11 protein-coding genes are annotated in these 15,034 nt (G+C 68.6%); 6 read left to right on the forward strand and 5 right to left on the reverse strand.

Annotation, left to right across the window (positions count from 1 at the left end; translation table 11 throughout):
• Positions 1-98: 98 nt before the first annotated feature.
• From meaB to IFSED24_RS17265, 4 genes are read left to right on the forward strand one after another with little or no spacing between them, the layout of a single operon-like run.
• Positions 99-1,055, forward strand: coding sequence for a methylmalonyl Co-A mutase-associated GTPase MeaB (meaB, locus tag IFSED24_RS17250; RefSeq protein WP_491332722.1), 957 nt, complete (start codon positions 99-101; stop codon positions 1,053-1,055).
• Entirely contained in the window at positions 1,052-2,692 is a 1,641-nt protein-coding gene (locus IFSED24_RS17255; RefSeq protein ID WP_491332723.1) for an acyl-CoA mutase large subunit family protein, read from the forward strand. The genes meaB and IFSED24_RS17255 overlap by 4 nt, the downstream gene beginning before the upstream one ends.
• 34 nt (positions 2,693-2,726) lie before the next feature.
• Positions 2,727-3,146, forward strand: a complete 420-nt coding sequence (locus IFSED24_RS17260; RefSeq protein ID WP_491332724.1) for a cobalamin B12-binding domain-containing protein — start codon at positions 2,727-2,729, stop codon at positions 3,144-3,146.
• Positions 3,143-3,655: a DUF6125 family protein gene (locus IFSED24_RS17265; RefSeq protein WP_491332725.1), complete on the forward strand. Its 513-nt coding sequence runs from the start codon at positions 3,143-3,145 to the stop codon at positions 3,653-3,655. The genes IFSED24_RS17260 and IFSED24_RS17265 overlap by 4 nt, the downstream gene beginning before the upstream one ends.
• On the opposite strand, the gene IFSED24_RS17270 is transcribed toward IFSED24_RS17265, so the two are convergent.
• A complete protein-coding gene (locus IFSED24_RS17270; protein ID WP_491332726.1) occupies positions 3,652-4,275 on the reverse strand; it encodes a hypothetical protein in 624 nt (207 codons plus the stop codon). The genes IFSED24_RS17265 and IFSED24_RS17270 overlap by 4 nt on opposite strands.
• Entirely contained in the window at positions 4,272-4,916 is a 645-nt protein-coding gene (locus IFSED24_RS17275; RefSeq protein ID WP_491332727.1) for a hypothetical protein, read from the reverse strand. The genes IFSED24_RS17270 and IFSED24_RS17275 overlap by 4 nt, the downstream gene beginning before the upstream one ends.
• 238 nt (positions 4,917-5,154) lie before the next feature.
• Here IFSED24_RS17275 and IFSED24_RS17280 point away from each other — a divergent pair, with 238 nt between their 5' ends.
• Positions 5,155-7,641, forward strand: a complete 2,487-nt coding sequence (locus IFSED24_RS17280) for a hypothetical protein (RefSeq protein WP_491332728.1) — start codon at positions 5,155-5,157, stop codon at positions 7,639-7,641.
• Here the strand turns inward: IFSED24_RS17280 and IFSED24_RS17285 are convergent.
• The gene (locus IFSED24_RS17285; protein ID WP_491332729.1) at positions 7,638-10,040 is read right to left on the reverse strand and encodes an ATP-binding protein; all 2,403 of its coding nucleotides are present in this window, start codon (positions 10,038-10,040) and stop codon (positions 7,638-7,640) included. The genes IFSED24_RS17280 and IFSED24_RS17285 overlap by 4 nt on opposite strands.
• A gap of 98 nt (positions 10,041-10,138) precedes the next feature.
• The gene (locus IFSED24_RS17290; RefSeq protein ID WP_491332730.1) at positions 10,139-11,794 is read right to left on the reverse strand and encodes a nucleotide sugar dehydrogenase; all 1,656 of its coding nucleotides are present in this window, start codon (positions 11,792-11,794) and stop codon (positions 10,139-10,141) included.
• A 355-nt stretch (positions 11,795-12,149) separates the two neighbouring features.
• Between IFSED24_RS17290 and IFSED24_RS17295 the strand changes: the two genes are divergently transcribed.
• Positions 12,150-12,752, forward strand: a complete 603-nt coding sequence (locus IFSED24_RS17295) for an outer membrane protein (protein WP_491332731.1) — start codon at positions 12,150-12,152, stop codon at positions 12,750-12,752.
• 67 nt (positions 12,753-12,819) lie between these two features.
• Here the strand turns inward: IFSED24_RS17295 and IFSED24_RS17300 are convergent, their stop codons facing one another.
• The gene (locus tag IFSED24_RS17300; RefSeq protein ID WP_491332732.1) at positions 12,820-14,895 is read right to left on the reverse strand and encodes an HDOD domain-containing protein; all 2,076 of its coding nucleotides are present in this window, start codon (positions 14,893-14,895) and stop codon (positions 12,820-12,822) included.
• Between the last annotated feature and the right edge of the window lie 139 nt (positions 14,896-15,034).

Here is a 15,034-nt window from a genome sequence, read left to right on the forward strand (position 1 = left end):
GCCGGATCGACCGGGCCGCCACGGCTGCCATGGTGGCCCGATCGTGCGATTCGACTAGATTGTCGACTTCAATCGTAGATGTTCAACTGGTGGGAGCCATGCTGGATACACACCTCGATTCCCTCCTCAAGGCCTTCGACCAGGGCGACCGCCGTGCGGCCTCACGCCTGATCAGCGTGGTGGAGAACGGCGGCGACCGGGCCGAGGAGATCCTGCACCACCTCTATCCCCGACTCGGCCGCGCCCCGCGCCTCGGCATCACCGGCCCGCCGGGCGTGGGCAAGAGCACGCTGGTGGATGCCCTGGTGCGCCATCATCGCCGGGAGGGCCGCAGCGTCGGGGTGGTGGCCGTGGATCCCACGAGCCCGTTCTCGGGCGGGGCGGTCCTGGGCGACCGCGTCCGCATGGGCGATCTGACCGTGGACCCCGGCGTGTTCATCCGCAGCATGGCCACCCGCGGCAGCCTCGGCGGTCTGGCCCGCGCCACCCGCGAGGTGGCGGACGTGCTCGAGGCCTTCGGCCAGGACGTGCTGATCATCGAGACCGTCGGCGTGGGCCAGACCGAGATGGACGTGGCCCAGGCCGCCGACACCGTGGTGGTGGTGGTCTCTCCCGAGTCGGGCGATTCGATCCAGGCCATGAAGGCCGGCCTCATGGAGGTGGCCGACGTCCTGGTCGTGAACAAGGCCGACCGCCCCGCCGCCGGCCAGATGGTCCGCACGCTCGAGGCCGACCTCACGCTGCGACCCGCCGCGGACTGGACGCCGCCCGTGCTGGCCACCATCGCCTCGCGCGGCGAAGGTGTGGCCGAACTGGTGGACGCCGTCGCAGCGCACCACGCCTACCTGGTGGCGAGCGGCGCCCTCGACCGTCGCCGCCAGGACCGCGCCCGGACCGAGATCCTGGCCATTCTCGAGGACCGGCTCCGCCGGCAGGCGCACCGGCGTTCTGCCGACCTGCTACCGACCTGGACCCGGCGCGTGGCCGCCGGCGAGGCCACTCCCTACACCGCCGCCCGCGCCCTGCTGGCGGCCCTCCTGGAGCAGAATACATGAGCGACCGCGATGCCAAGACCCTCGGCGGCCTGTACAACCGACCCGCCGACGACGATCCCCACGTGACCGTCTCGGGCCGCGAGATCCCGCTGCTGGCGACGCCGCAGGACACGGCCCACCTCGATTACGCGCGCGATCTCGGCGACCCCGGCCAGTACCCCTTCACCCGCGGCGTCCACGCCGACATGTACCGCGGCAAGCTCTGGACCATGCGCCAGTTCGCGGGCTTCGGCACCGCCGAGCAGACCAACGAGCGGTACCGCTTCCTGCTCTCGCGCGGCCAGACCGGCCTCTCGGTGGCCTTCGATCTACCCACGCTCATGGGTCGCGACTCTGACGATCCGTGGGCGCTCGGCGAGGTCGGCAAGTGCGGGGTGGCCATCAGCAGCCTCGAGGACATGGAGACCCTGTTCGACGGGATCCCGCTCGCCGACATCTCCACCTCCATGACCATCAACAGCCCCGCGGCCATCATCTGGGCCATGTACATCGTCACGGCCGAGAAGCAGGGCGCGGACGTGTCCCAGCTCCGCGGGACGCTGCAGAACGACATCCTCAAGGAATTCATCGCGCAGAAGGAATTCATCTTCCCGCCCGAGCCGAGCATGAAGCTGGTCACCGACACCATCGAGTTCGGCACCAGCCACCTGCCCCGCTTCAACACCATCAGCATCTCGGGCTATCACATCCGCGAGGCCGGATCGACCGCGGTCCAGGAGCTGGCCTTCACCCTGGCCGACGGGTTCGCCTACGTCGACGCCGCGATCGCCGCCGGCCTCGACGTCGACGACTTCGCGCCCCGCCTCTCGTTCTTCTTCAACAGCCACCTCGACCTCTTCGAGGAGGTCGCCAAGTTCCGGGCGGCCCGCCGCATCTGGGCGCGCCACCTCAAGGAGCGCTACGGAGCCAAGAACCCGCGCTCGTGGCTGCTGCGCTTCCACACCCAGACCGCCGGCTGCAGCCTCACCGCGCAGCAGCCCACGCTCAACGTGGTGCGCACCGCCTACGAGGCGCTGGCCGGCGTCCTGGGCGGCACTCAGAGCCTGCACACCAACAGTCTGGACGAGGCGCTGGCGCTGCCCAGCGAGGAGGCGGTGGAGATCGCGCTGCGGACCCAGCAGATCCTGGCGCACGAGATCGGGGTGGCCAGCACCATCGACCCGCTGGCGGGGTCGTACTTCGTGGAGAAGCTCACCGACGACATGGAGGCGGGCGCCGAGGCGTACTTCGCGCGCATCGACGAAATCGGCGGCGTGGTGCCGGCGCTCGAGGAGGGCTTCTTCCAGCGCGAGATCGCCGACGCGGCGCACTGGTACCAGCAGGCCCTGGAACGCAAGCAGCGCGTGGTGGTGGGCGTGAACGAGTACGTCAACCCCGACGAGAAGCAGCAGATCCCGTTACTGCGCATCGACAAGGAAGTGGCGGCGAAGCAGGAGCAGAAGCTCGCCTCGCTGCGCGCCCGCCGCGATGACGGCGCGGTCCAGGCCGCCCTGGCCCGGGTCGAGACGGCGGCCCGCCAGGACGAGAACCTCATGCCGCCGTTCATCGAGGCGGTGCGGGTCTACGCCACGCTGGGCGAGATCATCGCGACCTTGAAGACAGTGTACGGCGAGTACGTGGAGCCCATCATCATCTGAGGTGAGGGTCTCATCACCTTCCGAGGAGAGGGACATGGAACGAGCGATCAGGGTCCTGGTGGCCAAGGCCGGTCTGGACGGCCACGACCGCGGCGCCAAGGTGGTGGCGCGGGCGCTGCGCGACGCGGGCATGGAAGTGATCTACACCGGCATCCGCCAGACGCCGGAGATGATCGCCGAGGCGGCGGTGCAGGAGGACGTGGACGCGGTCGGCCTGTCGCTGCTCTCGGGTGCCCACATGCACATCTTCCCCGAGGTCCTGCGCCTGCTGCGCGAGAAGGGCGCCGGCGACATCCTGCTCACCGGCGGCGGCTGCATCAGCGACGAGGACATGGCCGAGCTGGCTGCCCAGGGGGTGGGCCGGCTCTTCGGTCCCGGGGCCAGCACCCGCGAGATCGTCGACTACATCCGCGAGGTGGTCGCGGCGGCCGACAGCCCGGAGACGACGTCATGAACGCCTTCCAGGACATGACCCGCGAACAGCTGCTCCAGGTCGCCGAGATGTTCGCCAAGAACTGGCTGGCCCATGACGGTTGCTGGTTCCTGGCCGCCGAGGAAGCCCACGGCATGGACACCGCCATGGAGCTCGACCGGCAGGCCTGGGAGCGCTTCGCCGCCGCGGAGGCGCGCCGGATCAAGCAGCTCGCGAACCTGGGCGACGCAGGGGGTCTGGCGGCGCTGGAGACCGCCCTGGGCCTGCGCATGTACGCCATGCTCAACCGCCAGCACACCGAGTGGAGCGAGGACGGGCGGACGCTGCGTTTCTTCATGGACAGCTGCCGCGTGCACTCCGCGCGCGAGCGGAAGGGACTGCCGCGGTTCCCGTGCAAGGTCATCGGCGAGACCGAGTTCCCCACCTTCGCCGCCACCATCGATCCGCGCATCCGGACACAATGCCTGCGCTGCCCGCCCGACGCGCCCGAGGGCATGTACTGCGGCTGGGAGTTCACCCTGGCGGACTAGCGCCACCGCACCTCGATGTCCCTGTCGGGCCGGAAGTCGGTGGCCTCGTAGCACCAGACTCCCGGCCCGATGCTGTCGCAGGGGGCGAAGGGGAAGCTGAATTCCGTGGGCTCGGCATCCGGCGGCAGCGTGATCTCGAAGCGGGCTCGCCGCAACGGGTGCCGCCAGCCATGGACCGTGGTGACGATGTAGCGGGCATAGGCCTCGTGGAGTGCCTGCCGGTAGACCGTGCGGACCTCGAGGGTGTCGCCGGGGGCCAGGGCCAGGCGCCAGTGGGCGCCGAGGTTGCGGGGCAGTTCGCGGTACTCGGCGGGCTGCCAGGCCGGGTCGGGGCGGACCCGGGTGGCCAGCTCGAGCGTCCGGGCGCCGCCGAGGCGGGGATCGTCCGGGTAGGGGTACAGGAGCGTGGTGAAGCCGGTGCGGTCCGGGTCACAGGACAGGACGTAGAATCCCTCCACCGTGAGGCTGTCGGCGCTGACCAGCAGCCGCACGATCTCGGACTCGAAGCGCAGCGGTGTCGGTCGCGCCCGGGTGGGCTCGCCGGCACGGGCCGTCCAGGCGAGCAGCAGGAGACCGGCCGCCAGGAGGCGGCCGGTCGCATGTGAAGGGGCGGTGATCAACGGAACAGGGCCTTCACGTCGGTGAGGGTCCGGCCCTCGGTTCCCACCACCAGCATGTCCGGGGTCTGGACGGTGCATTCCTCGGGCGGGATGACCGTGAAGCTGTCGATCCAGACCGTGTCGCCGATGCCCGAATAGGTGCGCACCTCGATCACCAGCCCGGTGTGGCCTTCCGCCACGGTCCAGGTGTGCTCGAGCAGGCCCCAGCCCACGTCGACGCCGTAATCACTGTTGCCGCCGGCGCTGCCGCTGTAGCCCTCGGGGTTGCCGGGCAGTTCGTCGTTCCAGTGGCCCCAGATGCGGCACGACGGCGCCCCGTCGGGCGTGTCGTCGTAGCGGTAGAACCAGGCGGTGACCTGGTCCCCGTCCTCCAGGCCCCAGATGTAGGCTAGAAAGGCCTGAGGCGTGCCGCTCTCGGCGTTGTCCTGCAGGCGCAGCGAGCGGTCGCCCTCGAAGACGGGGTCGGGCGCGGTGACGTTCTCGACGATGATGGGCGGATCGCCGTCGCCATAGAGACCGAGGACGGTGACGCTCGGGTCTTCCCACCAGCAGCCGATGTCGGGCAAGGGGTTTGCCAGGGCGGGCAGGGCGAGGCCGAGGATCAGGACGGCGAACAGAAGGATCGTTCGTCTGAGGATCATGAGAATCCCCCTTCCGGTGGACCGGTCGGTAAGGAGCGACCGCGGGTCTGGGACGCAATGAGCCCGACCGGAGAGACACTGGCATGATATCATGTTTGAGGGTCTTGTTTCAAACCAAGTGGTACCAGGGAGGTCTCGAAATCATCGGGCCACCAGCCTGACAAACGTAATTAGATCCTGGCCCGGGAATTGATGGGCTCGCCGACACCTGTCAAGATCGTTGAAAGATTGGGAAACCATGCGATCTCTCCGCATTACGTGGCCATTATGGTTGCTGTTGCTGGCCGTGGGGCAGCCACGGGCCGTCCACGCCCAGGACACCGTGCCGCCCCAGATCCTCACCGCGAGCGCCGCCTGGCAACTCGGGACCAATGGCGCCCCCCTGCGCGTGCTGGTGACGGCCGAGGCCGACGAGCTTTCCCGGTTCGTGATCACCTGCGACTATGCCACCTCCTACCCCCGCTATCGGGACATCCTGACCGAGCACTATGCCTACAAGACCCAGGCCGTGGGCGCCCATCGCGATTCCTCGACCTCGCTGGCCTATACCCTGAACGACCTCGCCGTGACCATCGGTCCCCGTTGCTACCATTCGGACACGCTCTCGGTCTTCGTGCAGGCGGTCGATGCGGCGGGTAATCGATCGACTCCCACCGCGATCTGGTCGCGCCTCATCGAGATGCCCATCGGCCCGGTTCCCGAGGTCGCCAGTGACGCCTACGGGGTGGCCGGCGTGCAGCTCGGTTACGGCTATCCGGCCTCGGGTTCCATCAGCGACTGGGCTCAGCTCGATGTCGTGCTCTGCGAAGCATCGCACATCCTAGGCTCCAGCGAGGCAGCCACCCACGGTTACCAGCACTGGATCGAGGACGTCCGTCAGACGCCGGGCTCGCGCAATGTGGCGGTGCTGGCCTTCGGACGCGGACTCGCCCTCTGGAACAACAACCACCAGCCGTTCGATCAACGCTGCTACCTGTTTTTCGATAGCCTCTTGCAGGAAGCTCGCGCGGCGGCCAGTCCCGACACCAACGTCCTCTCCCATCTAGTGGATGGCCGCCTGGCGGTGCCTGGCCATGAGAACGTCGAGGTCGGGGCCAGCCTGGTGAATCTCCTGAACGAGACCGCTCAGGACACCCTGGCCTGGTTCATCGTCAACGAGTGGAATCACGCGGACAATCGCCTGCCGAACGTGGGCTTGATGTTCGATGTCTGGGAATACTCGAACGATTACACCCTCGACATCGATGGTGTACGGGCGCATTCGGCGGACTGGCTCGATTGGGATCTGGACGGCATTCCGCTGCGGGACGATCTCGACGAGCAGATCGCGAGCCGCGAGGCCAGGATCAGCTTCGTGCGCGGCCTGCGTCGGCGCCTCTACCAGTCGTCCACCGATCCCACGGTGGGTCGGCACTTCCTCATCGGCGGCAACAGCGTCATCGGCCGCTGCGACGCCGAGATGCTCTGCCTGCTCGATCACGTCTTCGTGGAAGACCTTCAGTGCCCACGGAGCTGCAGCACGGGCTATGCGGAGAGACCGTGGCATCACGCCCTCGATCCGACCTACGTGCGCCGCGACTTCCCGAGTGCCTCGTTGATCGACGGAGTCGTCGTCCCGTCCCCGCCCGACTTCACTTCCGACTTCCCGAGCCTGGTGTCCGCCATGCGCGACTCGGCCGGCGGCCCCTTCGTGACACCCGAATCCCGCGGCTCCTGCACCGGCGATCGGCAGGACCCCGCCTATCTCGAGTCCTTCGGCCTGCTGGTCGACAACCTCTTCCCGATCTACAACAACTGGCAGGAAGGCTGCGACCGCTGCTACCACAGCCCAACCGAGGACGGCCTCGCCGACCTCCACGATCTCGGCCACGCCGTCGCCCCCTTCTCCCGGGGCACCATGTCGTGGGGCGGTGTCTACCTGCGTCGCTCCTACCAGCACGGCCAGGTGGAGATCATCCTCGCCGACACCACGGGATTCGATTGCCAGCGGGGCGATCGCTTCGAGTACCGGGTGAGCCTCGACGGCTCGCCGGCGCGGCAGAGCGAGTACTGGGGGCGGCCCGCGGTGGACGCCTTCTTCGCGGCGAGCTGGGACAGTGCCGGCGTCGGCGGGACCATCCGCCTCGAGCTGGTGGGGCTGGCCAGCGAGCCGGTCCAGTGGGAGCGGAGCTGCCGGATGGGCGACGACGGCGCCTGGTCCGCCCCGGAACTCGGCGAGGACTTCAGCACCGAATTGACCGAGACGTGGCAGACCGGACTGCCGACGTTGTCGGGCAACCTCTGGATCCGTGCCCGGGCCCGCGACGAGGCCGGGCAGCACTCGGAGTGGTCGGTCTTCGTGCTGCCGATCACCAGGTTCGGCGACGAGGGCGTGGTGATCGAGGAAGCCCGGGTGGTGGGCACGGCCTACGGGCTGAGGGGCCCCGACGGACAGTACGTGGTCCTTGGCGAGGGGACGACGGTGCCCAACTTCGCGCCGCCGCATTACCTGCAACTCGCCGGCGCGGTGGCGGACGGCTTCGTGCCGGTCCAGGTGCTCTGGCAGAACACGCTGGGTGGCAGCGGCCAGGGGGAGCCGGGAACGTCCTGGTCGATCCAGGGCATCCCGCTCCAGCGCGGCCTGAACGTGATCACCATCACCCTGATCGACCAGGCCGGGCATGAGCGGCACGGGGCCCTGTCCCTCGCCTGGGATTATCCAGGCCGGCCCGGACGCGACCGCTAGGGGGTGTGGCCGCGGTCGAGCACGAGGCGCACGTGGCCCAGCAGGGTGTTGGCGTCGTAGGGCTTCATCAGGAAATCTTCGAGCCCCTCGGTGTCTCGCACCTCGGCGGCGTAGCCGGTGACGAAGATGATCCGGGCGCCGGGATCGCGCTCGCGAATGAGCCGTGCGGCCTCGCGACCGCCCATGCGCGGCATGATCACATCGAGCACGACCAGCTGGATCTCGGACCCCATGCGTTCGTGGAGGCCGAGAGCCTCGACGCCGTCGGCCGCGACCAGCACCCGGTAGCCAGCCCGCTCGAGCACGCGCACGGCCAGGTCGCGCACCGTGGTCTCGTCCTCCACCACCAGGATGGTCTCCTGGCCGCCGGGCGCCGCGGCCGCCACCTGATCCTGGCTGCTGGCCGGCTCACCGCTGGCCATGGGCATCAGGACCGTGAAGGTGCTGCCCTGGCCGACCGCGCTCTCGACCTCGATGATGCCCCCGTGCTGCTGGACGATCCCGTAGATCATGGCCAGCCCGAGTCCGGTGCCCTCGCCCACGCCCTTGGTGGTGAAGAACGGCTCGAACACCCTGGGCAGCATCTCGGCGGCGATCCCCCGGCCGTTGTCGCGCACCGACAGCCTGGCGTAGGGGCCCGGCTCCAGCTCGGTGTGCTGTTGTCGGCGGCTCCTGTCCAGCTCGACCACGCCGGTCCGGATCTCGATGGTCCCGTTGTCGCCCATGGCGTCCCGCGCGTTGACGCAGAGATTCATGATCACCTGCTCGAGCTGGCCCTGATCGGCACGGACCAGCACCGGCGCGGCCGCGGTCGCGCAGATCAGCTCGATGCCCTCGCCGAGCAGGCGTTCGAGGAGCGGTCGGGTCTCGGCGACCACCACGTTCAGGTCGAGGATGGCGGGGGACAGGACCTGCTGCCGGCTGAAGGCCAGCAGCTGTCCGGTCAGGTCGCTGGCTCGACGGGCGCTGCGCTGGACCGCCTCCAGGTCCTCGCGGATGCGCCCCTCGGGCTGGAGGTCCTCCATGAGCAGCTCGAGGTGTCCCCGGATGGCCTGCAGGAGGTTGTTGAAGTCGTGGGCGATGCCACCGGCCAGCTGGCCGATGGCCTGCATCTTCTGTGATTGCCGCAGCTGCTCTTCCAGTTCCTTGCGCCGCGTGATGTCGCGCCCCACTCCGATGATGGCCGCGACCTCGCCGTTCTCGTCGCGCACGGCGCTGTCCGACCAGGCCAGCCAGCGCCAGCCGCGACGGGTCAGCGCGCGTTGCTCCATGGACGCGTGATAGGGCGGCCGGTAGAGGTCCTCCATGGCCAGGCGGGTGGTCTCACGATCATCCTCGTGCACCAGCGGCATGAACTCCTGGCCCAGGAGCTCGTGTTCCTGCTTGTCGAAGACCTCGCAATAGCTGGGGCTGACATAGAGGAACCGGCCCCTGGTATCCACCTTCACCACCAGGTCGGTCTGGTTCTCCACCAGGAGCTGGTACTTCTGGCGGCCCTCGGCCAGGGCCAGCTGGCGGCCGATCAGCAGGTGCAGCAGGAGCGCCAGTCCGGCCGTGAGCAGCAAACCGCCCAAAGCCAGGATCTCGTCGGCCAGGGTCTGCGAGGCCTCCAGGTAGTCGATGGTCGGCGCCAGCCGCAGCATGAGCGGGCGGTCGACGATCCGGACGGGGATGGTCTCCTGCAGGGGCCAGGGGGCATCGCCGTCCTCGCGCCGCCCTTGGTAGGCGAGGGTGCCGTCCTCGGCCATCAAGTCGAAGCGGAAGTGCTCGCGCAGCCAGGCGTCGTCGAGGCAGGTGTCCACCATGGTCTCCAGGCGCAGGACCATGTTGACGAATCCCAGGCGCCGGCCCTCACGGTCCTGGATCGGCAGGTAGGTGGCGATGCCGCGGATGCCCTGGAGGAGGTCGATGACCGGGGTGCGGGTGAGTTCGCCGGTGCGCACGGAGCGGGCGAGAGCGTCGCGCACGCCGAGCGAGGGATGGTGGTGCAGGTCCTGATCCAGCGCGCGCTCGTTGCCGGCGCTGGGCACCACGGTGCGGATCACCCACTGGTCATCGATGCGGTTGAGGGCCTGGATGTCGGGGTGGAACTGCAGGAGGTGGATGGCGTCGCGAGCGAACCCCTCCTCGAGGTCGCTCGTGTCGGCGAAGCGGCCTGCGGCGAGGTAGCGTGCGGGTGCGGTCTGGGCGTCGGTCCAGGCTTCCAGGCGCAGCTTCACCTGGGAGATGGTCAGCCGCGTCTGCATCTGTACGCGCTGGGTCTCGGGACGATCGACCGCCTGCCAGAGCAAGACGATGGTCGCCACGCCGGCCAGGAAGAAGACGACCGGCAGCAGCACGAGCAGCCGCTGCCGGTGGGAGGCGATCGCGACGCCCGGACGACGATTAGCCGAGGACATGGTTCAGGCTCCACGATGCGGCGAAGACGGGTGGCGCACCGACCCGGTCATCCTAGTGGCGATGGCTGACGGCGTCAACGCGGCGGCGTGGCCGACGCTCAGCGCTGACGGGAGCGCACTTCCTCCTTGATGCGCTGGATGTGGCCGCGACCGAGGGCCTTGACCTCGCAGCCCAGCTCGAAGTAGCGGCGGATCTTCTGGTCGTCGAGGATGCCGAAGCAGTCGATGACCGCCAGCGGGTTGCCGGCGGCCTTGACCACCTTGTCGGGATCCAGCTCGAGATAGGGCGCGTGGGGCACGGCCAGGATCACGGCCTCGACCTTCTTCAGCGCCCTGGTGAGGTTCTGCTCGATCCGCAGGTCCGGCAGGCCGTCCTGGTTGCGGAAGAAGCGCGCCCACGAGTGACCCGGCGCCGGGTAGACGTCCTGCTTCTCGAGCTCGAACCAGTGGTCGACGTAGGGGTCGTGGACACGCATCTCGGCACCCATCTCGGTGAGGCGCCGCACCACCAGCTCGCTGCCGCTGTACCGCGTGTCGCCCACGTCCTGGCGGTAGCTCGCGCCGCAGAGCAGCACGTCGGCGCCGGCGATGTAGCGGCCCAGGTTGCGCAGCGCGTCGCGGGTGAGCGTGGCCACGTGCAGGCCGCGGGTGTCGTTGATGTCGATGGCGGTGGTCGACATCTTGAACACCTCGTCGCCGTCCTCGAACCCCAGCAGGTGCTTGTACGACCAGTAGCCCAGGCCGCCGTCCTTGGGCAGGCAGTAGCCGCCGATACCGGGCCCGGGGAAGATGATGTTGCTATGGGTGGGCCGCATGCCGATGGCCTTGATCACCTTGATCAGGTCGACCCCGTTGCGCTCGGCGAAGAGGCTCCACTCGTTGAGGAAGGCGAGGATCGTGGCCCGGTACGAGTTCTCCACGATCTTGGTGGTCTCGGACTCGATGGGGCGGTCCATCACCGTCAGCGGGAAGTTCTCGGTGTCGAGGATCTCGTGGAGGAACTTCTCCACCCGCTTGCGCGCGGTGGCGTTGCAGCCCGCGCAGACGCGCCAGAAGTCGCGGATCGACGAGACGTAGTGCCGGCCCGGCATGACGCGCTCGAAGCTGTGGCTCAACAGCGGCGTCTGCTTCAGGCCCCGGGCCGCGAACGCCCGCTTGAGGATGGGCCAGGCCACGAACTCGGTGGTGCCGGGGGCCACGGTGGTCTCGATGAGCACCAGGCACCTGGGCGGGATCTTCTCGCCGATGGTGCGCATGGTGGCCTCGAGGGCGTTCATGTCGGCCTCGCCGGTGCGCATGTTGCCCAGCTCCTGCTTGGCGTAGTCGCACTGCACGTCCACCACCACGCAGTCGGCCAGGGCGAGACAATCGCTGTTGTAGGTCGCGGTCAGGGTCTTCTTCTCGAGAACCGTGCGCGCGATCATGGGGTCGACCTCGGGGTCCTCGGCCTTCACCGGCGACACGCCGCGGTTCAGCAAGGGGATCTTCCAGTAGCTGCGGACGCTCGGGCGCTGGCAGCCGATGACGAACTTGCTGGGTTCGCCCTTGCGCTTGCCCTTCTTGTACACCGTGTCGGCCACGATGGCGGCCATCACCGCTCCCACGAAGCCCACCCCCATGACCACCACGACCTCCTGGCCCTTGGCGCGCGCGGCCGCGGCCAGCTTCTCGAGGCGCTTCATCTCCTTGGCGTAGTCCTGCTTGCGCGGCAGCGCGAACTTCTCGCCGGCGGGGCTGATGGAGTATTCGGACACGGTGTTTCCTTTCTGGGCAGTGGGAACCAGGGCGCTACGGCCCGGGATCACGGGCGATCCTAAGCGTTGAGAAACCCCGGGTCAAACAGCGGTTGCGACCGCCTCCCGCCCGTGGTCGGCGTCTCGACAATCCACAGGTCCTGGCACAGTGTGGCGGATCAGCACACCCCTGCATGCCGGCTCCGGATCGACCGGACGACGGGTAATTCAACTCTAAGATAAAGCGATGTAATCGCTTGGCTCCGAGGTGTCGGGCGGCGCCGACGGACTGGTACGCCCCCTGCGATGGTCCGGGCAACGAAGCGAAGACCGGTGGCCCAGGCACCGACACCATACCCGAACAAGGAGCGATGACATGACCCGGAACTTGCGAACCACCGTGGTGATCCTGCTCGCAGCCAGCATCCTGACGGCCGGAGCTGCCCAGGCCCAGACCGGCAAGCTCGAACGGCGCGGTTTCTTCGGCGGCCTCGACTTCGGCGTGGGCGGCGGCCAGGTCCAGTACGAACGGGATGGCGTCAAGTACGACAGCGAGGACCAGGCGGGCGCCGGCCTCGGCCTCCGTCTGGGCTACGCGTTCAATCCCTATTTCTCCCTCTCGGCGGATGTCCGGGGATTCGGCATGGAGGACGACGACCTCCGCTATGGAATCGGCTCCTCGGCGCTGGTGGCCACGGTCTACCCCGCCGGCGGCGGCTTCTTCCTGCGCGTGGGCGCCGGCGGCGCCCGCCTGGAGACCGAGTTCAAGGACGACGCCGACCGCGACCTGGTCCATGAGTTCGACGAGCGAGGCGCCATCGTGACCTTCGGCCTGGGCTACGAGTGGCTGGTCAACGAGCACTTCTCGCTGGGGCTGGCTCTCGACGCGCGGGGCGGCATGGTGGAGGACTTCGAGGACTTCGAGGACGTGGAGTTCGGCGAGTCGACCCTGGGCCTCACCATGAACTACTTCTTCTAGCCACGCGGGAGAGATCCCGGCGCCCGACGACCTCCGGTTCTTTCGAGCCGGAGGTCGTCGCCTGTGCTCAATCGAGCATGTCGCTCTGTTCGAGGTCGAAGGCCACCATGGTCATCAGGTCGGCACGCGCCTCGTCATCGAGCCCGAGGGCCTCGCCGGCCTCGGTCAGTCGCCGCTCGGTCTCGGTACCCCGTCCCTCGCCCGCGGCGCCCAGGCAGTTGCTCAGGAGATCACCGCAGGCCACGATCCTTGCGAGCTGGGCATGGTCGCCCGCTTGCTCGGGCGCGTGATGATGCTGTGCGCAGGCCTGCAACTGATCCGGCATGCTCCAGTTCCCCAGGAGCCGGGCGCCCACCAGGCCGTGGTCGAACCCGAGGAGTTCGCGCTCGACCGTGGTCGCCAGGACGTCCCCGCCCTCGAGGCGACGGTGGATCGTCCGGTAGGTTTCGGGCTGGTTGAGCAGGATGATCAGCTTGCCGAGGTCGTGGAGCACGCCGCCGACGAATGCCTCGTCGGGGTCGGTGTGACGGACGAATTCGGCCACGCGTCGCGAGGCGATGCCCGTCTCCACGGCGTGCTGCCAGAGCGCCTTGCCGAAGTAGCCGATGCGGGTGTTGTCGGTGGGGAAGAGCGCGCGGGTGGAGGCGGCCACCACCACGCTGCGCGTGGTGCGGGTGCCCAGACGCACGACGGCCTGGCTCAGGCTGCGGGATTCCTGACCGCCGCCGTACAGCGACGAGTTGCTCACCTTGATCAGCTTGGCCACCAGCGCCGGCTCGTGGGCCAGCGCCTCGCTCAACGTGGTCATCTGGCAGTCGGGGTCGGCCAGCAGATCGAGGATGCGCGCGATCATGTGGGGCATGGGCGGCAGGTCCTTGATGGACGAGACCAGCCGCGTCAAGGCGTCGTCGTCGGAGTCAGCCTGGGTGTCAGGAGCGCTCGAGTCCGGTACACGATCCGGGACGGCGAGGGGCTGTGGCGGCTGGACCTGCCAGGCCAGGCTCTCGAACCACGAGAGCGCGGTCGCTTCGCCGTAGGCGAGGACCAGCAGATCGTGGCCGCCGAGCTGGCCCAGGGGCACCAGAAGGCCCGGGTCTTCGATTGCGGACAGCTCGAGGTCCGCCAGGAGGCCGCTCGCGGTCAGCTCTGCGGAGGGAGCCGGGATCGCCTCGGCCAGCTCGTGCAGCGAGGGCGCCTCGTTCGGGTCGACCGTGAACTGCCGCCGGTCCCGGCTGCGGGGGCGGCCCTCGGCATCGTGATCGTGGATCGAGGCCCGGACCAAGATGCCGTCACGCTGGGCCAAAAGCACGGTGACCCCGAGATGTTCCTGACCGTACTGCAGGATCTCGCGGATCCGGGCCTGGGGTTCGCCGACAGTCAGGAGCCGGCGCAGGCTCTGCCGGTAGGCAGTGGCCGGATCGATCTTGACGCCGGCCGCTTCGGACTGGTCCGCTGGCATGGCGAGGTCGACCCACCCGTTGGCGAGCGACTCGGCCAGGGCCCGGATCGAGGCCATCTGCGGATAGGGCGCGCTGGTGATGAGGTCCAGGGCGGTCCGGCCGGCATGGGCCTGCTGCAGGATGTACTCCTCGGCGGCGCTGGTGGACTCCGCCGGATGGTTCCCAGCCGGTACCAGCACCCGCTCCAGCGAGCCCAGCCCGCGCAGCAGCTCGCGGTACTCGTCGACCTCGCGGGTCAGGTCCATCACCAGCGCGGGACCGTCGCAGGGGGGCAGGAACGGATTGGGGTCCACCGCGAATTCGTGGAACTGGAATTCGCCGCGCTCCCAGAGCAACAGCCGGAACACCGTCTCCTTGAGCCCCGCCGCCATGGCCTGCTCGAGGCCGCCCACCGACAGCCATTCCACCTCGCCCAGGATCTGGCGCAAGGGCAGGTCGGTCTCTGCACTGGCCCGCCGCAGATACTCCATGGTCTCGGCGGTGGTGGCGCCGTGGTGCTCGAGCTGTTCGAGGACGAGCCGGTCGGCCGCCTCGCACTGGCCGTCGACCAGGCCGTCCTGGCGGAAGGTGAGGCTGAGCGAGGATTCCTCGTGCCGGACGGTCAGGACGCCTTCCTTGCTCATGTGGCACAGGAAAAGCAACAGATCCGCGGGAGCGAACTGGGCGATGTCTCCCTTGATCATGACGAGGCCTCTTTCCGTGTCCCCCTGGGGACGCGAAGCGGGTGAGAGTTGGTCTCAAGAGGATCGTCCAGGGAGGGCCAGGATTGAGTAGAATCCCGATCCGCGCGGCGGAGGTTCCTTGACGTCGATGGTCATGAAT

The sequence above is a fragment of the Candidatus Latescibacter sp. IFSED24 genome (assembly GCF_058273205.1).